This window comes from Vibrio scophthalmi (genome assembly GCF_040869025.1).
Classification (GTDB): domain Bacteria; phylum Pseudomonadota; class Gammaproteobacteria; order Enterobacterales; family Vibrionaceae; genus Vibrio; species Vibrio scophthalmi.
The window spans coordinates 2,860,837-2,884,127 of record NZ_CP134271.1 but is presented as its reverse complement, the minus strand read 5'-3'; the positions used below and the strand labels follow the sequence as shown (position 1 = coordinate 2,884,127).

22 protein-coding genes are annotated in these 23,291 nt (G+C 44.7%); 5 read left to right on the top strand and 17 right to left on the bottom strand.

Annotation, left to right across the window (positions count from 1 at the left end; translation table 11 throughout):
• Positions 1–61: 61 nt before the first annotated feature.
• From RJD38_RS13155 to RJD38_RS13090, 14 genes are all read right to left on the bottom strand, one after another.
• Positions 62–1,147: a DUF1513 domain-containing protein gene (locus RJD38_RS13155; RefSeq protein WP_065545370.1), complete on the bottom strand. Its 1,086-nt coding sequence runs from the start codon at positions 1,145–1,147 to the stop codon at positions 62–64.
• Positions 1,137–2,174: an imelysin family protein gene (locus tag RJD38_RS13150; RefSeq protein WP_065545371.1), complete on the bottom strand. Its 1,038-nt coding sequence runs from the start codon at positions 2,172–2,174 to the stop codon at positions 1,137–1,139. The genes RJD38_RS13155 and RJD38_RS13150 overlap by 11 nt, the downstream gene beginning before the upstream one ends.
• A gap of 11 nt (positions 2,175–2,185) precedes the next feature.
• Entirely contained in the window at positions 2,186–3,580 is a 1,395-nt protein-coding gene (locus RJD38_RS13145; RefSeq protein ID WP_065545372.1) for a di-heme oxidoredictase family protein, read from the bottom strand.
• A gap of 125 nt (positions 3,581–3,705) precedes the next feature.
• Positions 3,706–4,968 carry an imelysin family protein gene (locus RJD38_RS13140; RefSeq protein ID WP_367971356.1) on the bottom strand — a complete coding sequence of 421 codons (1,263 nt, stop codon included), beginning with the start codon at positions 4,966–4,968 and terminating at the stop codon, positions 3,706–3,708.
• A 190-nt stretch (positions 4,969–5,158) separates the two neighbouring features.
• Positions 5,159–5,755, bottom strand: a complete 597-nt coding sequence (gene ribA / locus RJD38_RS13135) for a GTP cyclohydrolase II (protein WP_065545973.1) — start codon at positions 5,753–5,755, stop codon at positions 5,159–5,161.
• Between the two features lie 386 nt (positions 5,756–6,141).
• Positions 6,142–6,321 carry a hypothetical protein gene (locus RJD38_RS13130; RefSeq protein ID WP_065430484.1) on the bottom strand — a complete coding sequence of 60 codons (180 nt, stop codon included), beginning with the start codon at positions 6,319–6,321 and terminating at the stop codon, positions 6,142–6,144.
• A 239-nt stretch (positions 6,322–6,560) separates the two neighbouring features.
• Positions 6,561–7,034: a DUF2947 domain-containing protein gene (locus RJD38_RS13125; protein WP_005598779.1), complete on the bottom strand. Its 474-nt coding sequence runs from the start codon at positions 7,032–7,034 to the stop codon at positions 6,561–6,563.
• Positions 7,035–7,047: 13 nt separating this feature from the next.
• Positions 7,048–7,635, bottom strand: coding sequence for an HD domain-containing protein (locus RJD38_RS13120; RefSeq protein WP_005598778.1), 588 nt, complete (start codon positions 7,633–7,635; stop codon positions 7,048–7,050).
• Positions 7,635–8,219: a ribosomal protein S5-alanine N-acetyltransferase gene (gene rimJ / locus RJD38_RS13115; protein WP_005598777.1), complete on the bottom strand. Its 585-nt coding sequence runs from the start codon at positions 8,217–8,219 to the stop codon at positions 7,635–7,637. Before rimJ ends, RJD38_RS13120 begins: the two co-directional genes overlap by 1 nt.
• Entirely contained in the window at positions 8,219–9,763 is a 1,545-nt protein-coding gene (tyrR, locus tag RJD38_RS13110; RefSeq protein WP_065545373.1) for a transcriptional regulator TyrR, read from the bottom strand. The genes rimJ and tyrR overlap by 1 nt, the downstream gene beginning before the upstream one ends.
• Positions 9,764–9,864: 101 nt before the next feature.
• Positions 9,865–10,893, bottom strand: a complete 1,029-nt coding sequence (locus tag RJD38_RS13105; protein ID WP_065545374.1) for a YcjF family protein — start codon at positions 10,891–10,893, stop codon at positions 9,865–9,867.
• A complete protein-coding gene (locus RJD38_RS13100; RefSeq protein WP_065545375.1) occupies positions 10,890–12,266 on the bottom strand; it encodes a YcjX family protein in 1,377 nt (458 codons plus the stop codon). The genes RJD38_RS13105 and RJD38_RS13100 overlap by 4 nt, the downstream gene beginning before the upstream one ends.
• 150 nt (positions 12,267–12,416) lie before the next feature.
• A complete protein-coding gene (locus RJD38_RS13095; RefSeq protein WP_005598773.1) occupies positions 12,417–12,602 on the bottom strand; it encodes a hypothetical protein in 186 nt (61 codons plus the stop codon).
• Positions 12,603–12,785: 183 nt separating this feature from the next.
• Entirely contained in the window at positions 12,786–14,306 is a 1,521-nt protein-coding gene (locus tag RJD38_RS13090; RefSeq protein ID WP_367971355.1) for a fumarate hydratase, read from the bottom strand.
• Between the two features lie 178 nt (positions 14,307–14,484).
• On the opposite strand from RJD38_RS13090, the gene pabB reads away from it, so the two are divergent.
• A complete protein-coding gene (pabB, locus tag RJD38_RS13085; RefSeq protein WP_065545974.1) occupies positions 14,485–15,867 on the top strand; it encodes an aminodeoxychorismate synthase component 1 in 1,383 nt (460 codons plus the stop codon).
• A 97-nt stretch (positions 15,868–15,964) separates the two neighbouring features.
• Here the strand turns inward: pabB and RJD38_RS13080 are convergent, their stop codons facing one another.
• Entirely contained in the window at positions 15,965–17,659 is a 1,695-nt protein-coding gene (locus RJD38_RS13080) for an ATP-binding protein (protein WP_065545376.1), read from the bottom strand.
• A gap of 5 nt (positions 17,660–17,664) precedes the next feature.
• Positions 17,665–18,207, bottom strand: a complete 543-nt coding sequence (locus RJD38_RS13075) for a heme NO-binding domain-containing protein (protein ID WP_065545377.1) — start codon at positions 18,205–18,207, stop codon at positions 17,665–17,667.
• Between the two features lie 162 nt (positions 18,208–18,369).
• On the opposite strand from RJD38_RS13075, the gene RJD38_RS13070 reads away from it, so the two are divergent.
• From RJD38_RS13070 to RJD38_RS13055, 4 genes are all read left to right on the top strand, one after another.
• On the top strand, positions 18,370–18,978 hold the full coding sequence (locus tag RJD38_RS13070; RefSeq protein ID WP_065545378.1) for a CoA pyrophosphatase: 609 nt from the start codon (positions 18,370–18,372) through the stop codon (positions 18,976–18,978).
• Positions 18,979–19,269: 291 nt separating this feature from the next.
• The gene (locus RJD38_RS13065; RefSeq protein ID WP_005598758.1) at positions 19,270–20,523 is read left to right on the top strand and encodes an aromatic amino acid transport family protein; all 1,254 of its coding nucleotides are present in this window, start codon (positions 19,270–19,272) and stop codon (positions 20,521–20,523) included.
• A gap of 91 nt (positions 20,524–20,614) precedes the next feature.
• Positions 20,615–21,976, top strand: coding sequence for an L-serine ammonia-lyase (locus tag RJD38_RS13060; protein ID WP_005598757.1), 1,362 nt, complete (start codon positions 20,615–20,617; stop codon positions 21,974–21,976).
• A 161-nt stretch (positions 21,977–22,137) separates the two neighbouring features.
• Complete coding sequence (locus tag RJD38_RS13055; protein ID WP_005598755.1) at positions 22,138–22,602, top strand: GNAT family N-acetyltransferase; 465 nt, start codon at positions 22,138–22,140, stop codon at positions 22,600–22,602.
• Positions 22,603–22,699: 97 nt separating this feature from the next.
• On the opposite strand, the gene queD is transcribed toward RJD38_RS13055, so the two are convergent.
• A complete protein-coding gene (gene queD, locus RJD38_RS13050) occupies positions 22,700–23,062 on the bottom strand; it encodes a 6-carboxytetrahydropterin synthase QueD (RefSeq protein ID WP_005598753.1) in 363 nt (120 codons plus the stop codon).
• Between the last annotated feature and the right edge of the window lie 229 nt (positions 23,063–23,291).

Below are 23,291 nucleotides of genomic sequence, written 5' to 3'. Positions count from 1 at the left end.
CACTCAACGGCCGACTTGTTTTTGAGAAATTATATCAATAACTTAATGATATACTGAGAATTTACACAATAGCAGACCAGTGGTTATCCCATTGTATTGTCGAACGAATTGAACTTTTTTGCTGTGGTTTGATTTGAGTAATCACCGAACCAGAACCTGAACTGATACGAAACGCATCATCGAACACCACCACACCTGATGCATCAGGCAATGGTGACAACTCCACCAACTCCAAGCTATTTTTTGACCAAATGCCAAAGCAATTACCCCTTGGTGAGGTGGCTAAAATCCAATCTTCAGTCGCCGCAATACTGGCAATATAGTGGTCAAATCGAGCCCACTGCTCAGGCTCAGCTTTCAACTCAATCAACCCACCTCCTTGAGTATGCATCGCTAACAGTGCTGGGTTATCTTCAACCTCGCCACGATACTGCTGACCACAAAGCACGGTTTTCTCGCCATCATGTGCGAGATGGCGAATGCTGAGCTTCTTATCGACCAACTCTACTTGATCAATTAATTGCCCTTGCGCTGACAAATAGCTCAGACTTGGCTGCATGCTCTCAAGATTCATCGGCCTTCGACCTTGGGTATGAACACCACCAACACCGATTGCAAGCGAGCCATCTGGCATCATGATCACTTCATGGGGACCTAAACCAAACCCGCTGAATTCATCTCGCTTTTGATAGCCAGTAGCAACCTCATAGACGCCGATAATGCCACGGCTGCTGTTTCGCTCACCTTCGGTCGCATAGAGCCATTGGCCATCCGGTGAATACACGCCATGACCATAGTAATGACGCTGACGATCCGCTTGCCTCAATTGAATCATGGCACCGCGTTGATAATCGAAGACCATAAAATAATCCCCCGGACGACGGGCAAAGGCTACCGCATGGTCAAGCACAGGGTGAATCGCTACCCCGTGTCCACGTGTAGGCAAAGGCAGTACTGAAATGGGTAAGCCTTGCTGATCGGCAACGACAACATTAAAGTATTTACGACCAGACAATGAGCAGCCAATCAGAGCTGGCGAACGAGATTGAGATGAGGCGATGGAACTGCAACCAAAAGGCAGTATGGGAGCCGTCGCACCAAATAACGCCGCCTTAAGCAGCGTTCGTCTTGTTTGATCAGTCACCATCGGTTGCGTTAAATCCTATCACTACACCAAGTTCAATCGCGACTTCTTCATGGATGAGATAATTGAGATGTTCTAGCTTATTGAACTGTGCTGTAACCAATTGATAACCGGCTTTGCTCTGCAACAGTTCAAACAGACTGCTTTGTTCTGGCCAAGTTTCCAGAGTCATATCAAACTGATAAACAATGCGATCCGCTAGTGACTCTCTTCCCCGCTGACGCAACAGATGATCTAAACCGTCACCATTGGCGAGATAGAGCGCTTTTAGTGCAGCCACATTGTGCTTCAGATTAGCCATCGATGTTTGCGAGCGCCATGACTCAGCGAAATACGCTCGAGGTTGGCCGACTTTTGCCATCGGACGAGAGAGCTTCTTCATACTGTAATCAAGTTGATTAGACAACAGCGCAATGTACTCTGCATTCCAAGCGCTTTGATCCAACGTAAGCCAAGGATTCGTTTGCCATGCCGCAACAATCGCAGCGGCATTGTTGGCTAAGTTATCACTGATTACCGCTCCTAATTGGCAACTGTTTGATGCTGTTTTGAAGTCTGACTTCGGATCATAAAGTAACCATTCAATCGCGCCTAATCCCTGCACGGTAACACTCTGTAGCGAGATTTCAGCGGCCGTCCAAGGCTTCTCTTGTTTGACTAAGCCACTCATCTTACGACCAGTGGTATTTTTTTTATCTGGCCAAAATTGAACATTCCAACTCTGTTCAAGTGCAGACTGGGGGCCACGTTCTTGCCCCTGCAACGCCATCCATGCCTGCATCGTGAGTTGCCAATTTTGCTCTAATTCAACGGTACTCCCACCCACTTGACAGTAACGAGACATCCCCTGATTTAACCACTGCGCCTGTTGATGAAATTGTGCCGCCGATGCAAACTCAAGCTGATAAACCGCCGCACTAATATGGCTTGATGTATCGGCTGAATAATCGGAATTTGTCTGACCTTGGCAACCTAATAACAATGCCGTTGCGGTAACGGCCAATAAAGCTTTATTCATTCGCTTAATCATGAACACCACCGTTATAAAGAGTTCAAGAAGGCAATCAATGCCTCACGCTCATTAACATTCAGCTTAAGCACTTTCTGCTTGCTCATTTCTGCTTCACCACCATGCCACAGAACTGCTTCCATCACATTACGAGCACGCCCATCATGCAATAAATAGGTATGTCCATTGACCTCTTCGGTGTAACCGAGCCCCCACAGCGGTGTGGTGCGCCATTCTTGCCCATTGGCAAGATATTCAGGACGACTATCGGCCAATCCTTCGCCCATATCGTGCAGTAACATATCACTGTATGGATGAATTATTTGATTGGATAACGCTGGTAACCCTTCACGTTGCGCCGTTTTAATATTGGTTTTATGACAGCTCTGACAACCAATATCGTTGAATAGCGTTTGACCTAATTTTACTTGTGGGTCTTGGACGTTACGGCGGATCGGAACCGCGAGATGTTGAGAGTAAAACTCAACAAATTGCAGGATGTTATCACTGACTTCATGCTTGCCACCGTTAGGTAATTCATCACAGAGTGTTTGTGCGCTGGTACAGTTTTCGTTTGGAAATAGACGACTGGTTAAACCGACATCGCCATTAAAAGCGGCGGCATTTTGCTGCATCAGTGTCGGTTGGCCCGCCTTCCACCCGAATCGACCAATCGCAAAATCCTGCTTTTGCACGTCCCATACTTTATTCACTTTGCCTGAAATGCCATCATTATCTTGATCCGCTTCGTCACTCCATGCTTGTAAGGTTTCATCAGGAATGCTTTCCAATAAGCCCAAGCCAATCATAGGTGGTGCTACGCGGGCAGATAACATGGTATCTGGATGCATAGGCCCGTAACCCAAATCCGTAATTTCCACTTTTGGTTTGCGCAGCACGACTTTTGTGCCATCAGCAAACGTTACTGGGACATCACTGTAGGTAATTTTAATCGTTCCCTCTGGGGTTTGATCTTGCAGGGCGAAATCTTGTAGCTGACCACCGTAAGTGGGTTCAGGGATCACGCCATCTTTAATGTAAGCTTTTTTCTGCTCTGCGCTCATTGCCGGAATGCTCAAGCGCACCAGCATTGACACTGCATGCAAATCATTTTCTTCCGGTGGATGACCCCGACCATCTTTGACGTGGCAGTTTTGGCAACCATTGGTATTGAACAGCGGTCCTAGGCCATCGCGTGCATCCGTCGACGCAGGCGCTTGTACCCAAGGATTACGGAAAAAACTATTGCCGACACTAAAATCAAGTCGCTTTGACATCGGTAGATTAGCGGCAGGTAAAGAAAACGCGTTTGCGCCCTCTTTTTTAACGGATGTGTTGCCACCCGATTTCACATCGCTAGCCACAACAGCGAAAGAAAAAAATGAGATTAGCAACCATGCTAGAGAGGATTTTAAGTACAGCTTCATTCCAGTGTATCCTACAACAACCGAGGCTTTAAAATTAGTTATGTTTACGCTCGGAGGAGATTGAAAAACAAAGGGCTCTTAGTCACCGAGCCCTTGCAACAACTCATATCAGATCAAATTCATATTTAGAATTCGTGATCAGCGGTATCTGGATTTAGGCTGGTAATCCCAATCACGTTCGCTGCACGTTCAATTGATGCTGTTTGCGCAACCAGTGAAAGGATCGTTTCATTGACCAAAGCGTTACCCTGAGTGTTACCCGCAGCAATCAATTGATCGAAGTGCTGATTGTCTTTCTCAGCAGATGTCACTAACTGACCCACTTGAGCGCGTGTAGCATCAAATTGCTTCTGAATTTCGTCCGCGGCTTTTTGATCTTTCTGTGCAACTAAGTTATAGATGCTTGGGCCTTCTACTTTACTGCCATCAACTTTTTGGTAGCTACCGGTATAAACGTTGTAGATGCCTTGCTCGTTATAGAAATGAGAGTTATGTGTGTTGTCAGAGAAACAGTCATGCTCATCTTCCGTTGAGTTGGCTTCAAGTGCCACTTTCATGCGCTCACCAGCCAATTCGCCTAAAGACAATGAGCCCATACCAAACATCATTTTACGCAGACCATTTTCCGCTGAATCGTTGAGCAACACTTGGCGATAATTGTCTGTTTGCTCTGAGGACCACTGCTTTTCCATCCACTCAAGATCTTGCACTAGCAGATCCGCAGCAGCGCGAAGATAATCACCACGACGATCACAATTGCCGTTTGTGCACTCTTTACCAACCACAAAGTCGGTATAGGCACGTTCACCGGCACCAGCGTTAGTGCCGTTCAAATCTTGGCCCCAAAGTAAAAACTCAATGGCATGGTAACCCGATGCCACATTCGCTTCAGAACCGCCAACTTCGTTAAGATCCGCAATCAGTTTTGGGGTGATTTTTGCAACATCAAGCTTATTCGCACCGATAGTAAGCTCTTTGTTCGCCACGATATTAGCAATCGCTCCTTCGTTACCCAACTCGTATTGATAATCCGCATCAACGTAGTCAATCAAACCTTCATCCAAAGGCCATGCGTTCAGCTGCCCTTCCCAATCATCAACGATTGCGTTACCAAAACGGAATACTTCAGACTGTTGGTATGGTACGCGAGAGTCGAGCCAAGCTTGTTTTACATCAGCGAGTGTTTTTTCTGATGGCGTGTTGAGAAATGATTCGATAGACGTATCGAGTGCTTGTGCTGTAGTCAAAGCATCAGAAAATACCGCGTGGGCGATGTCGGCATAATGTTCTACCACTTGCTGCTTGGTGACGTCCGCAGCGAAAACTGAACCACTTGCGAACACAAGAGTGGCGGCAATGGAGCGCGCCAAAGCTGATTTTACCTTCATGATTAAAGTCCTTGTTGAGCTTGAAGTTACCTTACTTAATTAACTTACGTATCTATTTTATAATTGGTAGTGCTAATTATTATCATTAACACTTAGATTGCGAATAATACAAAGTTACATTTTTTTTGCAAGGTAAAAACAAAAAAACCTCATAAAGATGAGGTTTTTATCGCGTCATGTTAACAAGGCTTTAGAATTTCAGCAGATGTTTACCGTGTGAGACCTTGGCTTTAAGGTAACTTTCATTACCCTCTTTAATATGCGCTAAGGTGTTCACTACTTCGGCAATCTCAATTCCGTGCTCTTTAAGTTCTTTGACTTTCTTCGGATTGTTGGTCACTAAGCGAATTTTGCCAACACCCAATGCTAATAACATTTGTGCCGCTTCTGAAAAATCACGCAGATCATCGCCAAAGCCGAGGTGATTATTGGCTTCGTAGGTGTTCATACCCTGACTTTGTAGACGATAAGCATCAATCTTATTGTACAAACCAATGCCACGTCCTTCTTGACGTAGGTATAGGATGATACCGCCGGACTCCCCCATACGCTCAACCGTTTCATCAAGTTGCTCGCCACAATCACAACGAGAAGAATGGAATACATCGCCAGTCAGGCACTCTGAATGCATGCGCACAAGTGGGATATCTTGGCTTTGATCGGCTTGCTTAAAGATAACCGCAACATGCTCTTTGTCCGTTTTTAATCCCTTAAAAGACAAGATCTCTGCGTCAATTTTACTTCCAACACCGACTTTAAATTCTACTCTGGCACGTACTTCCGCCATATCAATACTCACTCGAACTCTTTTAATATTTATTGACTATCGCTATCAAACGACCGTCCTTTGTAACTAACTATGAGGACTCTTACTCAAGAATTCAATGGTTAGATCACTATTGTTATAATATAACAATTATAGTTCATAAAGATAGAGGTTGCTTGTCGAGGATTTTGTTAAAGATTTATCCTGGTTTAAGACGTGACGAAATGACATGACTAGAGACTAAATTGGCAGAGGAACTGATGGCGTCGAAAAAGATTCGATAATGAAATAAACAATGAAGGTGTATGATTGTGTTCAATAAAGAGAACAATGGCACAGTGTGGGCATTTGCCCCGGGTTGTGGGATTACCGAGGCGATATAGCAGCAGGATGCAGCTTAAATTAGATCAATTAATGGCCTGTGAGCGCTGCCAAACAGAAAGCTCAACCCAGACGTGCTCAAGCTCTTTTAATTCGTCATCGGTAAGAACGCTTAATGTTGGTTTACTTTGCGGAAGCGTATGAGCTTGCAACGAACTAATGTGTGAGTAAAAGTCCTTTCTTAATTGTAGTAGCATCGTTTCCACAGCGCATTCCTAATATTCTAACTAAAACAAAAGTTTAGCCATGACCGTATATGGCATCCATGTCCTTATGATAACAAAAGCTTCATTTTGCGCACAATTTAATCAATTATTTTGGAGTAATATCACACAAAATAGAGTTGCTTTGATTTTAATTTTAAGATCCATTTTTTGATCATTTTGTACAAAATAAAACGGGTTGATCATTTGACCAACCCGTTTGTCTAATTTTTGCGTGGAAACTAATCGCGTTTGCCCAGTTTTACCTGACCTTTGTCATCAAACCACAGTGCTTCTGTACGGCGGCGGCCAATCAAAAAAGGACCGTCATCGTAGAATAAGAAGTTCTTCCAATATTTCTTGAAGATACTCCACTTGGTTTCGAGGATGTTATACTTTTCATAACAAAAATAAACAGTTACATCATCTTGCCAGTCGATAAACTCTAAAATTTCAGCGGGCAATTCTTCTTCATCAGATTCCCAAGCCGTCATCCAATCAACACTATTACTCCAATTTGGCGCTTTCATTGGCCAATCACTAGAGGCGAGTCGGTCAGCATCTGGACTCTGCGCGCTGATGTTATCTTTCCACAACTGGGCGGCACGGGCTTGATCCATTGGTTTGATCGCTTCAAGATCTTGCTCTGCTACCGGCATCGACTGATGGGTAAAAATCCATTTTCTTTGGTACTGGTCCAAAGGTAAATAAGACATCTATGTTCCTCAATTAAGACTTCAACCAACCCTTTTCGCTGGCTTCTTCAATTAGTTGCTGGGCTTTATGCCACAAAGTAGATGAACCATCTTCAATTCTACGATTCACCGTTAATGCTTGCTGCTTAGTTACATTGTGTTCTTGCCAACTTTGACCACCATTATGGTAGTTCAAAAGCATCGGAATAATCCGATCGAGTGCCTTAGCGTATTTTGCTTCGGCGGTTTGGGCCTGTTCAAACTCTAACCAAATATTTTTTAACTCTGTCGCCTGATCGCTCGGGAGCAAACCAAACAATCGCTCTGCGGCGGCACGTTCTTTTTCTTCTTGCTGCGCTGATGCAGCGACATCGTAAACAAAGGTGTCACCAGCGTCGATTTCAACAATATCGTGCAACAGCAGCATTTTCATTACCTTGCTGATATCAACCGGTTGATTGGCATGCTCTTGCATTAGCACTGCCATCAAAGCGACATGCCAACTATGCTCCGCACTGTTTTCCAATCGACCATCAGCACTTTTAACCCGAGTACGGCGAAGTACGCTTTTGAGCTGATCTAATTCGATGATCAAATTCAATTGCTGCTCTAATCGTTGCATTACTTCTTTACCTCACGCCATTCAGAATTGATCAGCGCCGTCAGAACGTGGTCTCGCCATTGGCCATCAATCAATAAATAATCCTTAGCGTAGCCTTCTCGCTCAAAACCTAATCGCGTTAATACCGCTTCACTACGTTGGTTGTGAGGCATGTAGCTGGCCATAATTCGATGCATGTTTTGCTTAGTAAACATGTAGTCGAGAGCCATTTTTAGCGCTCGCCCCATCACTCCTCTTCCCTGTGCTTGTTCAGCCAGTGAATAACCAACATGACAAGCATGAACTGGAAAGCGGGTTAAATTACTAAAGGATATCGTACCCAACATTTGATCGCTGTGACGATCAATAATCAGTAAATAATACCCTAACCCGAGCCGATGCAGATCACTGAGTTTGATCAGGCGCTGTGTCCAGCCTGGTAACGTAAAAAATTCCGCTTCCCGTTCTGGCTCCCACTGCTTTAAGTGACTTCGGTTAGTAATAAAATACTGACTAATTTTATACGCGTCCGTTGGCTCAGCGGTACGCAAAACGATATCCTTATCCACCTCATACACTTGTAGAGGGGTACTCACTTTCGACATCAACTTTTACGAATTCCATATTCACGTAGTTTGTTCGCGACCGAGGTATGCGAAACGTTCAGGCGCTTAGCGAGCTTACGGCTTGATGGGAACGATTGATAGAGTCTATCCAACACTTTGGATTCGTAATCTTTCATAATGTCATCAAGCGAACCATCAAGGTTGATCGAGCCCCCACTTGAAACCGAGGCTTCAACCTGAGGTAGATGGAATAGCTCAACCGTCAGTCGCTCACTTTCCAATTCAGTGAGAGCACGTAGAACCATGTTCTCTAACTGGCGCATGTTACCCGGCCAGTTGTATGATGCTAACTGATCAACAAGATTGTCATCAATTTCAGGCTTCATCATACCCAACTGATTAATGTACTTGGCGACAAACAGTTCAAGTAATGGTGCTATATCATTGGAACGATCGCGTAACGATGGAATATTGAGCGTCAGTACATTCAAACGATAGAAAAGATCTTCTCGAAACGCGCCCGATTCAGCTAAATCGGCCAAGTTATGGCGAGTTGACGCAATGACGCGCACATTAACATGCACTTCGTGCTCTTCACCAACACGGCGGAAGGTGCCATCTTGCAATAAACGTAGCAATTTGATTTGCAAATGCGGGCTCATCTCGCCGATTTCATCGAGAAATACCGTCCCGCCGTTGGCTTGTTCAAAGATCCCTTTATTGCCTTCTTGATGATTAAAACTGCCCGGAGCATGACCGAACAATTCGGTTTCCGCCACGTCATCAGGCATAGAAGCACAACTTAATACTAAAAATGGAGCACCCGCTCGATGTGAGCGGCTATGGCAAGCGCGTGCCAACATCTCTTTACCTGTGCCCGTTTCGCCTTGAATTAGCAATGGTTGCTCAAGGTTCGCCAGCTTTTTCGCTTGCGTAATAAGCGCTTTATGACGATTGGAGACACCGACAAAATGCTCAAAGCCAAGATTGTTCTGTAAAGGGAGAGTTTCTTTTAGCAGCGGCTTATCTTGTGCAGAACGGATAATCATCACCGTACTGGCTAAGATCGATTCTTTACTCTCAGTCGTGATGTAAACCGGCATGATTTCCATGACGTAATCAAGACCGCTAATAACGATATTTTCACGCTGGCGAGTAATTTGCCCTTCAGCCCATTTACTGAAGTTAAAACTTGGAATCAGCTGACCAATTTGATGAGCGATCACTTCCTGTTCGTCACGGTTAAATAGATTCAACGCAGCATGGTTGGCCATGTCGACGTTGCCTTTTAGGTCTATCGCTAATACCGGTTCTGGAAGATTGTTGAGTAACGAAATAAGCTCGGTGTTATGCCTTTCCATCGGCATAAACTGAATTTTTCGGACATCTTTTACACCCGATATACGGCGAATTTCCGCCATTAATTCACTGAAGGTATCGAAATCGATGTCCGGACAATTTAGATAAATAATCCCAGAAATATCAATTTCGATGCCTCGTAAATCAATGCTCTTAGAGGCAAGGATATCGAGTAGCTCGCGTGTTAAGCCGAGTCGGTCTTCGCAAAAAACTTCTAGACGCACTGAGAGAGTCCTAAGTTAAGGTGTCAGGAAAAGTTGACAGTAGTTTCCCCTAAGCCTAGATCCTCGTCAAGCAAAGCGATATCACTTGCTTCACATTCACGCTATTTGACCGAGATAGACGCGACTTTCGCCACAATTTGCTTGCGGATTGATGACAGTTTAACCGCTCGCTCTGCTTGCCAAGGCATTGGGCGTAATAAAGATATTGCCTTAATGCCTAATCGAGCCGTCAGAATCCCTACTCCAAGCCCCTGCCCTGCCCGTGCTGACAGTTTGCCAGCCAGATCCATCGAGAGTAAATCCATACTCGCATCAATCGCTAACTCACTCGCGCCTGCTGCCGCCATATTGACCAATGTCGATTTGAACAGTTGTAAACGCGACCAGTAACCCAGTTCAATACCGTATACTTGAGCCAAACTATCAATCATTTTGAAATTGCGCCAAGCCACCAGCAACATGTCTGCCACTGCCAGTGGACTAATGGCCACTAATGCCGCCGACTCTGTTGCGTGTTTCGACACGATCTGAGTCGCGAGTTTGTCTTGTTCCGCTATCACCATGGCATCATACATATCCAGTACTTCAGCATCACTGTGAGAGCCATTGACGGAATTAACCCAACGGTCATAACTCGGTGAATGCGGTTGAATTCCACCTTGTTTCGCTAACTGCTGACAAAATGCTTTACCTTGCCCCACACTGTCACTGGCCAACAAGGATTCACTCTGTTCTTGCACTGAAAAGTGATTGCGTAAGCGACGCAGCTTCCACAACTCTTTCGCCATCGCACCAATACCCAATGCTGCCAACGCTGAGACAAAGCCAGCCCAACCAAGTGCAAGCCAATCTGCTGTTTGAATAGCGGTAATAACTGTATCGATTGCTTGCCAGCCGACCAAGGCAGAAAACACACTGAGTAAGCCAGCACTTAACCACTTTCGGCCGGACTTTGGACGAATCACATGATCAAGCTGTTGCTCTACCTCCGCGCCTTGCGGCTCTTCTATCTCGCTAGGCACAAACTTTTCTGATGGTTGGAATTGAATTTGCGCCGTTAATTCTTGTTCTGGCTTTGATTCTTGGTTTAATGGTTGATCAAAGAGCTGTTTAGATTTGAATTCGCTCATTTTAGTTTGTCTCCAATCAGCAATTCTAATGCTTTATCAATGCGAATATGCGGCAGTGGCTCATCTTGATGCGTGACCAATGGTTTAAAGGCGGTAAACTCAAACCCCTTTTGTTGCCAATACGATGCCGACGGCAGTTTTCGCGGTACTTCGCCGGGATAAACCGTGATGGCTTGGTCATTCATTGTTGTCCCTTGAATCGCGGGGATTGATTGTTCCCCTTGATTGATAAAACCCGTTTGTGTCGCTTGTATCGATGCCATGCTGATACAGCTCATTTCAATATTCTCAAATGAGGCGGTTTGCCACGCTGGGTGAACCATCTGTTGTAGCAATGACACTAAGTTTGGATGCTGATCAGGGGTAATATGATCGGCCTTAGTGGCTGCAAACAAGATTTTATCAATACGCGGCGCGAACAGACGCTTTAGCAACGAACTGCGCCCATAACGAAAACTGTGCATGATCTGCTCGAGGGCATTACGCATGTCCATAAAGGATTCGTAGCCAGCATTCAGTGGCTGTAAACAATCCACCAAGACAATTTGGCGATCAAATGTAGCAAAGTGATGTTTATAAAACGCTTTAACCACTTTGGTTTGGTATTCATGATAACGCGCTTTTAGCATCGCCAAATTACTGTGCTTGTCTGCTTTTACATCGGCATCAAAGCGACATGGAAAAAACTGCAACACTGGTGCGCCTTCCAGTTCACCCGGTAAGACAAATCGTCCCGGTTGGACCCAATGCAAACCATTGTCTTTACAATCATGCAGATATTGAGTGTAAGTTTGTGCAATCGACGCTAATTGACTTTCGCTCACTTCAGCACTTAAATCGAGCGCTTCCAGTTGCTCTAGCCATGGTTTAGCTAACTCTAAACGCAGACCTTTTAAAGCACTAAATTGGCTTTGGCACCAAGCTGAAAAGTCCATATCCAATAAGGGAAGATCAAGCAGCCATTCGCCCGGATAATCAATAATATCGAGGTTTAATGTCGCAGTATTGCCGAACAATCTTTTGGTCTTCTTACTTGGCTTATATTTGAGTGCAAGGCGAATTTCACTGACATCGCGAGTCGGTTCAGGCCAATTAGGTTGTTCACCCTGTAATTGCTGCATTGCCTCATCGTAGGCAAAACGTGGCACCATCATGTTAGATTGTGGTTCGCGCTTGGCACCCACTAGACGCTTATCGCGACTGGCACTGAGTAAAGGTAATTGGCTGTGAGTCGAGGTATGAAGTAACTGATTAACCAGTGAGGTGATAAACGCCGTTTTCCCCGCGCGCGATAAACCCGTGACAGCAATGCGCACATGCGAGTCCATACTACGGTGTAAAAAATCGTTCACTTCTTGCTGAATATTCTTCATTGAAACTCTCGTTAACGGATAACCGTACCTAGGATAACCAATACAACATTAATCTTGGATGAACAAAAAAACCTCTGAGGTTCATCAGAGGTTTAATGTATATCATAGTCGCCCGAAAGGCGCAGTGTTGTTGATTAATTCTAGATAGGATTAATCATCTTCAATCAGTTTATAAATGACAAACAGTGCAATTTCGAGCAAGACAAACAACACACAAGTAATGGTGACGTACTTAACGTCGAAGATGCTGATGCCATGAAGGATCAAATCGTAACCAACAAACGCACCCACCACGGCTGCAATGATGATTTGTAGAATTTGGATAAAGCGAGGCATTGCGCTCCCCCTGTTATTTTGTCTTATGAATGTTGATTCCCAAGTAGCTTCGAGATGCTTGGTTGAGTGAAAGTTTCACCGACCTGCCTCTTGGAGTTACTTGGTCATAGATAGTATATAGACAAAAAGTGCAGCTTTCGCGGCACTTTTGTCATTTTTTGGCAACTTATTCAGTGTCTTGACTTAATCAAGTTCCATTTCTTGGATTTTTACTTTCCAAGTGTCAGGGCCAATCTGGTGTGCATTGGCACCATTTGAGTCCACAGCAACCGTTACCGGCATATCTTCTACTTCAAACTCGTAGATCGCTTCCATACCCAAATCTTCAAACGCCACTACGCGGGCTTTTTTGATCGCTTTCGCCACTAAGTAGGCCGCACCACCAACTGCCATTAGATAAACCGCTTTATGCTGTTTAATCGATTCCACGGTTGCTGGCCCACGTTCCGCTTTACCAATCATACCCATAATGCCCGTTTCATTAAGCATCATGTCGGTGAACTTATCCATGCGTGTCGAGGTTGTAGGGCCAGCTGGACCCACCGCTTCATCGCCTACTGCGTCAACAGGACCAACGTAGTAAATAAATTTACCTTTAAAATCGACACCTTTCGGTAAACCTTCACCACTTTCTAGCATGCCCTGAATGCGTTTATGCGCCGCGTCACGTCCGGTTAGGATCTTACCTGAGAGCAAGACGGTCTCGCCGGTTTTCCATTCTTCTACATCCGCTTGCGTCACTTCATCAAGATTGACACGACGGGTGTTGGCGCCCGCTTCCCAAGTGATGTCTGGCCACTCTTCAAGTTTTGGTGGTGTTAATTCTGCAGGGCCGCTACCGTCGAGCGTAAAATGAACGTGGCGCGTAGCTGCACAGTTTGGAATTAAGCACACCGGCTTAGAGGCTGCGTGTGTTGGTGCGGTTTTGATCTTCACGTCCACCACGGTCGTCAACCCGCCTAAACCTTGTGCACCAATGCCAAGTTTGTTCACACGATTGAAAATATCCAAACGCAGCTCTTCTTCCGCATTTTGTGGGCCACGGTCGATAAGCTCTTGAATATCAATATGTTCCATCAATGATTCTTTGGCCAGCACAGCAGCTTTTTCCGCCGTCCCACCAATACCAATACCCAGCATGCCCGGAGGACACCAACCTGCTCCCATTAACGGCAAGGTTTTTTCTACCCATTCAGCCACATCATCTGATGGGTTGAGCATCACCATTTTGGTTTTATTTTCGCTACCGCCGCCTTTAGCCGCTATTTGAATCTCAACATTATTCCCCGGCACCATATTAATGTGCACAACCGCAGGCGTGTTGTCTTTGGTGTTAATACGTTTACCCGCAGGATCCATTAAAACAGAAGCTCGTAATGGGTTATCTGGATTGGTGTACGCTTCACGTACGCCCGCATCCACCATCTGCTGAACCGTCATATCGGTGGAGTCCCATTGAACACCCATACCAATATTCACAAAGCAAGTAACGATGCCAGTATCCTGGCAAATTGGTCGATGACCTTCCGCCGACATACGAGAGTTAATCAAAATCTGGGCGATCGCATCCTTTGCCGCCTGACTTTCTTCACGATGATAAGCTTTTTCCAGCGCTTGAACGAAATCGAGCGGATGGTAGTAAGAAATATATTGCAGCGCATCAGCAACACTGCTGATCACATCCTGTTTGCGGATTATAGTCATTACTTGCCTCTTATTTGCTTCCGTTTATTCCCACTTTATTTAAACGTTTGCTATCGCGCTCTGAGTACGCTTCGCCATCAACCTTTATTCAAAGTAGCGGGTTATGATTTGGTTATGATACTCTTGCTTTCCTCAACGCGCCACGAAGTGAACGATCTCTTTGTCACAAATTAAACAAATGAATAACAGCCAATCAAATTGCTTACAAATCAAACAGATTTCCTACTCTTCTGATCTAGCTTGCCACCTGTTCGCCCCTATTGCCCAGCAACATTGGGTGATGTTACTACGCTCAGCATCTTCGCAACATGTCGACAGCCGATACGATATCTTAGTGGCGAATCCTCTGGTGACATTGACCACCTTTGGAGAGACAACAGTAATCACTGAGCAAGATGAACAAACTCGTTCTGAACAAGACCCATTTCGTTTGATTGAGCAAATACAGCAAACGCATTTGGGCGCTTGTGATTATGAGGGTGATTTACCATTTGTTGGCGGCGCGTTAGGTTATTTTTCTTATGATTTAGGTCGTCGAGTTGAATCAATTCCGGCGTTAGCCGAGCACGATCTCTCTTCGCCAGATATGGCGGTGGGTATTTATGATTGGGCCGTTGTTATTGACCATCTACAGCAACAAGCTTGGGTCGTAGGTAACAATACCGACCAGCATTGGCAATGGCTACAGCAACAAGCGCAGCAGTATGATGAGCAACGGTGTACGCCATTTGCACTGCAAAGCCCATGGCAGTCAAACCTGACCAAAACTCAGTACCAAACTCGCTTTGAACAAGTGCAGCAATACCTTCTTTCTGGCGACTGCTACCAAATTAACCTTGCTCAACGTTTCAGTGCACAATACCAAGGTGATGAATGGCAAGCGTACCAAAAACTAGAGCAAGTAAACCAAGCGCCGTTTTCTGCCTTTATTCGTACCGAGCACAGCGCCATTTTGAGTGTCTCCCCTGAACGATTCTTGCAAGTGAATGACAACGTCATTGAAACCAAACCTATTAAGGGTACACGTCCGCGTTTTGCCGATGAAACTCTCGATAGAGCCTCTGCTCTCGAGCTCTCCTTAGCCGAGAAAGACCAAGCCGAAAACTTGATGATTGTCGATTTGCTGCGTAATGACGTCGGTCGCGTAGCAAAACCCGGGACCGTGCATGTACCAAAGCTATTTGATATCGAAAGCTTCCCTGCCGTTCATCACTTAGTCAGTACCATCAAAGCCGAATTAGATGAAAACTATACTGCCGTTGATTTGTTGCGCGCCAGTTTCCCCGGAGGCTCCATTACAGGAGCACCAAAAGTGCGCGCGATGGAAATTATCGAAGAGCTAGAGCCACACCGACGCAATGCCTATTGCGGTAGTATTGGTTATATCAGCCGTCATGGCCGAATGGATACCAGCATTACCATTCGCACTCTGGTGGCGGAGAAAGGTCAATTGTACGTCTGGGCAGGCGGAGGCTTAGTCGCAGACAGCCAGTGTGATGCGGAATATCAAGAAACCTTCGATAAATTAAGCCGCATTTTACCGGCGCTGGAAAATGCGTAACGACCTATTTCAGTAGTTAACCGCGAAGCATAAATAACAATGAATAAGTAGCGATAAAAGTAAGTCGCGACAAACAAATCAATGGATCTGACGCTCGTTAGATCCATTTTTCTATCATCAATTTCAAATCTGCCGCCGTGTAGGGCTTGGTGAGGATATCGTCCATACCACTCTCAATACAGCGCTCGCGTTCTTCAAGCGTAGTCCCAGCAGTTAAGGCGATAATTGGGCGAGAATAATGATGAGCGCGCAAGTAATTCGCCGCCTCAAAACCATCCATTTCAGGCATGCGGCAGTCCATAAAGATCAAATCGTACTGGCCTTGTTCTGCAGCTTTAATTGCTTCCAAGCCGTTTTCGGCAAGATCTGGTTCAATCGCAAATTTTTTCAGCATTTGATTGATGATCACTTGGTTCATACGAATATCATCAACCACCAAAACGGATAAACTATCCAGAGTCTTGTGTACTCGTTGTGTCTGCAAGGCTTCGGTATTTTGAGCAGGTTGATGCGCAACATTCAACGGTAATTGAATTGAGAACGTACTGCCCTCGCCAACATCGCTTTCAAAGCCGATCTGCCCATCCATTAATTCAACCAAATTTTTACAAATCGCTAAACCAAGCCCGGTCCCTTCAAAACTTCGTTTGGTCGTTCGATCAGCCTGAACGAAGGGATCGAACAACTCTGCTTGAGCTTGTTGTGGAATACCACACCCAGTATCCGAAACCAACACGTGTAAATTATCCTCTTGCCACGACGCCGACACTTCCACTTTTCCCTCAGAGGTAAACTTAATCGCGTTACCAATCAAATTGACCAAAATCTGACTAATGCGTTCAAAATCGGCATAAAACGCCGCGGGCATATTAGGGGATTCCTCGATGATAAAGAAAATGCGTTTCTCTTGAGCCCGGGGAGAAAAAATGCCATTGAGCATGCTTTTCAAATCATGCCAACTGAAATGGGTAGGAAACAATTCCATCATTCCCGCACTCATTTTACTGTAATCGAGCAAGTCATTGATGATGTGTCTTAAAAGGTCACCTGAGTGCGTTAAATTGGTCAGCAATTGCATTTGCTGATTATTCAACGGCGTGTCCGACAATAACTCCGCACTGCCAAGTAAGCCATTAAGCGGGGTTCTCAACTCATGGTTAATCATCGCCACAAACTCTTTGGTGGCTCGTTCAGATTCTTCCGCTTGTTTGCGGGCCTGCTGAGTTTTTTCCACCATCAATTGGCGGCTAATCGCGCTGCAAAGTAACTCAACCACCAAAGTTAGCTGACTGGAAATAAAACGCGGTTCAATATCACTAAGATCAACATCAACACACAACTGCCCGATCAACTTATGATCGACTTCGAGTGGTAAGTGAAGAATATTGCCTTGCCAATATTCACTCTTTTTGGGTTCCGAGACGAATGACTGCATGACGCCAAATTCACTGCCGAGCACTGTCGATAACGTTGCTGGCACAAGGTGAAATTGGATACCGTAAATGACAGAGCAAGCAGATAAACGCTCGAGAAAGCTCGATAACAAACCATCATCCAACGTCCGTGTTAAAAACGCGCGACCAAAGTGAATAAGGGTTTCGCTGATATGACCTTCAAACTCGAGTTTTTGTAACCCTTGTAAGTTTTGGCTTTCTAACTGACCGAGCACTAATTTGAGCTGCTGATTTGCCTCATAAAGCTCAAGGCTTTTTTGCTCGAGCAAAGACTCAGCCGCTTTTCTCGCCGCCCTTTCTCGGGCGACTTTGCGTTCTAATGCACTACTGCTATCCATTACGTTCATTCAACCAGTGAGAGATAAAAACGCACATGGCTATTATCGGCCGTTTCACTGGTCATGGTGATTTCAAGGATTTCATTAAAATGCTCGGCACAACCTTTGACTAAGCCAAGACAAACATGAGACATGCAACGAGCGCTTTTATAGTCGAACACCATTTTGGTTTCCGTTTCGGAAATAAATTCAAATTTAGGTGGATTCGCCTCTGCGTAGAGCTTTTTCACTTCTATGTGAATGTAATCTTCTACTAAACGTACAAATTGAAAAGAGTTTTTGCATTCGCCTAAACTGGCTTTATTCGGTAGGGATGCGTATAGATTGAGGAAAACAGACTGACCAAACACTTGCTGTAGATCTTCCGCGGAAATTCCCGTCTTTTGACTCAGTAGCACGATCAGTTTGACCAAATTGCGATGGTCGTAACTGCCAATAGAGGTATAGATACCCTCGTCATTCGCTTCAAGTAATAACTCATCCAATAATTCCAGCCCAAATTTCTGCTCCACAAGATCCAGAAATTCAGTAAATATGATTCCTTTCATGCCCAGCCCTTTATCGTGGTTTTCTACTAATCTCTTTTCAACTACTTACCTTTCGATATATAGAGCACCTTGAGGTAGAGTGACGAGTTCGCTAACCTTTTATATATTATTCAAAGCATGATCTATAAAACTGGCTTTTTCAAATACCTATAGGAAGTTAATGTGCATATCCCCCCGAGCAGGCAACAACTCATTCAGCGCTTTTCGTTACAGCAGCCTGCCGCCTATCATCGGGAATCGCTTAAACGACTCGATCATTTGCAAGATCAGACTTTGCGCAAAGCGGCGGTATTGATTGGATTTGTTGAACGAGAGAACGGATTAAATGTGCTCTTTACCAAACGTGCAGCGCATTTAAAGCACCATCCGGGGCAAGTGAGCTTTCCTGGCGGAAAATATGAACTCGAGGATGGCTCACTACGTGCAACCGCATTGCGAGAAACGCATGAAGAGATCGGGGTCTTTGCACAGCAAATTGAGATATTTGGACAGATGCCCGAACTGCCAACAATTAGCCAGTTTTCGGTAACACCGTACCTTGCTTTCATTGATGCAAATTATTTTGCAGAAATCGATCATAACGAGGTGGAATCGGTTTTCGAGGTACCTGTCGAAATCGTGCTCGACCCGAAACATCTCTACAGCGACACTTTTTGCGTAAAACAGCAACACCACCGTGTATTTGCCATCAACTATCAAGGGCAATTTATTTGGGGAATGACCGCGCAAATCATCCACGCATTGCAAAATCATATTATGCATCAATGTTAATAAAAGCAACGATTGGTCAACAAACGCTCACATTAGTGAAATCAACGCTCAACCCCGCAAACGTTTCCCTTGCGCAAAATAACGTCAGCTTATCCAGTTGATAAGTTTTTCTAATGCGTCACATTAAGATAAATCAGGTGTGGCACGTCATTTTCGTGACAATAAACTCCTTTTTGGAATATCATATTATCAGTCCCATCAATTTGTGATTTAGATCTAATAATTGTGCAATCCTTTTGTGCAGAATTGCACGCAACTTATTACCTGTTCCCAAAAAATGAGTATCCCAATATGAGTTCTACTACTTCAACGGCATCTACGGTGCAATCATCGAGTAAGTTTACTTACAAAGATTTCACATGGTGTCTATCACTTTTCGGTACTGCTGTAGGTGCTGGCGTACTATTTCTTCCAATTAAAGCGGGTGCTGGCGGTTTCTGGCCATTAGTTATGCTAGCCCTAATCGCAGCTCCTATGACTTGGTTTGCTCACAAGTCTCTAGCTCGTTTTGTACTTTCTGCTAAAAACCCTGAATCAGATATCACTGATACTGTTGAAGAACACTTTGGTAAAACTGGCGCAAACCTTATTACTTTCGCCTACTTCTTCGCCATTTACCCTATCGTTCTGATCTACGGTGTTGGTATCACAAACACAGTTGACTCTTTCCTAGTTAACCAAATGGGCATGGAATCTATTCCTCGCTGGTTACTGTCTGGTGCGCTTATTGCGGCTATGACTATGGGTGTAGTATTTGGTAAAGACCTAATGCTTAAGGCAACTTCTGCAATGGTTTACCCATTGGTTATTATCCTACTAGCACTGTCTGTATTCCTTATCCCTGATTGGAATACATCAATGGTTGAAGTTGCTCCTGATTTCAGCACAATGCCTATCGTTGTATGGTTAGCGATTCCAATCATCGTATTCTCATTCAACCACAGCCCTGTTATTTCTCAGTTTGCTAAAGAACAACGCATGAACTTTGGTGATGACGCAGTTAAGAAAACTGACGCAATCACTGGCGGTGCGGCAATGATGCTAATGGGCTTCGTTATGTTCTTCGTATTCTCTGTTGTTCTGTCTCTATCTCCAGAGCAGCTAGCAATGGCACAAGAGCAAAACATCTCTGTACTTTCATACCTTGCAAACGTACACGACAACCCAATCATCTCTTACATGGGTCCTGTTGTTGCTTTCGCTGCGATTACTTCTAGCTACTTCGGTCACTTCCTAGGTGCTCACGAAGGTCTAGTTGGTCTAATCAAATCTCGTGCTTCTACTCCAGTAAGCACTATTGAGAAAGGTTCACTAATCTTCATCGTAATCACTACTTGGATTGTTGCAATCATCAACCCAAGCATCCTAGGTATGATTGAAACAATGGGCGCACCAATGATCGCGGCTATCTTGTTCCTTCTACCTGTGTTCGCAATGAAGAAAGTTCCTGCGATGGCGAAGTACAAAACTTCTGCACCTGTACAGATTTTCACAGTTATCTGTGGTCTTGCAGCGATTACTTCTGTAATCTACGGCGCTCTTTAATTACCCCTGTAAACTTGGGTAGTTAAAACAAAAATATAATGATAATTCTAAGCCTCCCTCTCTAGGGAGGCTTGCTTTTGAGGTAATCGATATGATTAGTGTTTTTGACATCTATAAGATCGGTGTTGGTCCTTCTAGTTCTCACACTGTAGGCCCAATGAAAGCGGGTAAAGAATTTATTGATGATCTTCGTTCAATGGGAAAATTGCGCGACATCACTAAAATCACCGTGGACGTTTATGGATCACTATCACTGACAGGGAAAGGTCACCACACCGATATCGCTATCATCATGGGTCTTGCTGGCAACACCCCTGAAAAAGTCGACATCGATTCTATTGCAAGCTTCATTGCACGCGTAGAAGAAACTGAACGCCTTCCTGTTGGCATGCACTGTCACACAGTATCGTTCCCTAAAGATGGCGGTATGAACTTCCATACTTCTAACTTATCGCTACACGAAAACGGCATGCAAATCCACGCTTGGATCGATGACGAAGTCGCGTACTCAAAAACGTATTACTCTATCGGTGGTGGTTTCATCGTCGATGAAGAAAACTTTGGTAAAGAAGAAGAAAACCCAATCAAGGTTCCTTTCCCGTTCACAACCGCTGAAGAGCTTGTGGATCAATGTAAAGAGCATGGGCTTTCTATCAGCGCTTTGGTTATGAAAAACCAAGCGGCTCTACACTCAGATGAAGAGTCTCGCACTTACTTTGCTAACATCTGGAAAACCATGCGTGAAGGTATGGATCGTGGTATGAATACTGAAGGTATTCTTCCTGGTCCACTACGCGTACCTCGCCGTGCAGCAGCACTGCGTCAACAGTTGCTAACGTCAGAGAAAACCTCTAACGATCCAATGGCTGTGGTTGACTGGGTAAACATGTTTGCTTTCGCAGTAAACGAAGAGAACGCAGCTGGTGGCCGTGTTGTTACCGCGCCAACCAATGGTGCATGTGGCATCATCCCTGCTGTACTTGCGTACTACGACAAGTTCATTCAAACCGTGACAGAGAAAGATTACATCCGTTACTTCGCCGCTTCTGGCGCGATCGGTGGTCTTTACAAGCGTAACGCTTCTATCTCTGGTGCGGAAGTAGGCTGTCAGGGCGAAGTTGGCGTAGCATGTTCTATGGCAGCAGCTGGCCTTGCAGAGCTTATGGGCGGTAGTCCTGAGCAAGTCTGTATGGCAGCTGAAATCGGCATGGAACACAACCTAGGTCTAACATGTGACCCTGTTGCGGGCCAAGTACAAGTACCATGTATCGAGCGTAACGGTATTGCTGCAGTAAAAGCAATCAACTCAACTCGTATGGCACTACGTCGTTCTTCAGCTCCAACCGTTTCTCTAGACAAAGTTATCGAAACAATGCTAGAAACCGGTAAAGATATGAACGCAAAATACCGCGAAACGTCTCAAGGCGGCCTAGCAATTAAAGTTATCTGCTAACTTTAGTAGTGAACAGCGGTCAAATTATTAGTAAAAGCATATTTTATTGATAATTAAGACGATATAATGGCGACTGTAATGGTCGCCATTTTTGTATGACCAATTTGAGAATCAGCCCCTGCTGAATCCCCCGTTGGTTACCGTAGTATTAATGAGGCAATATGATTGCGATAAAACCGGCCAAGCTGAAAGATTTCGCCAGTTTAATGCAGCTTGAAGTGCATCAAGAGCAGAAAGAAAACCACCTCCCCTTTGAAGAGGTGTACCACAATCGTTCTAAATATGAAGTGATTCTTGCGCTGTATTCTGAGCGCCAACCGATTGGTTATCTCGTATTAGACAAAGCCTTTTCTCACTATGCGACGTTTGCTCGTCGTAACGAGCTTGGCCTGAAATACATCGTCTTGGATAAGCACTATCAGCGCCAAGGCTTTGGTCGAGAAGCAATGCAGAAATTGTTTGTCTACGCCTATGCCGTCAATGGTGATAGTGACTCGCTGTGTGTCACTCTACCCGCAAAAGATGAAGCCTCACGCACCTTCTTCTCTCGCATCGGTTTCAGTGATACCGATAGTTTTTTCTATGGTAAAAGTGGCAAAGAGCGCATTATGCGCCATAGACTCTAGCGACATTAGATGTACGAATGCAAAAAAGCCAATCTATTGATTGGCTTTTTTATGTATGCTCAACACTGATTGACTCACATTAAATCGAGTCAAGTGATCACTCACCCTTATAAATACATCCAGCGGTGCACGTTTCTTTAATTTCTACTTTACTCAGCAAAGGTAACGCGGGCTTTAGCTGTTGCCAAATCCATTTTGCTAGCACTTCACTGGTTGGGTTTTCTAACCCTTCAATGTCATTTAAGTAGTAGTGGTCAAGACGATTGTAGATTGGTTTAAAAGCCGCTTTAATTTCAGCGAAATCAACCACCCAACCAGTATACGGGTCCACTTCCCCTTCAACATAAAGACGAACTAAAAAAGAGTGCCCGTGTAAACGACCACATTTGTGACCCTCTGGGACATGAGGCAAATGGTGTGCAGCCTCAAACATAAACTCTTTGTACAACTCTGTTTTCATCATTTTTCTCAGGCTTTCGTCAAGAAGCCGTCATACTAAAGCCTTGTAAGCAGAGTGACAAGCTCACATCTATCGCGATGTTCACTTTTCTTTTTCCCACAACATTGTTAGACCTTCCTCGCACACTCATTCGCCAGGAAACATAACGGACACATGTTACTTACATCACAGTTACAGATGGAAGTTTTTGGTAAGGGTCACATTCAAACCAGTTTCCTATGACATGCGG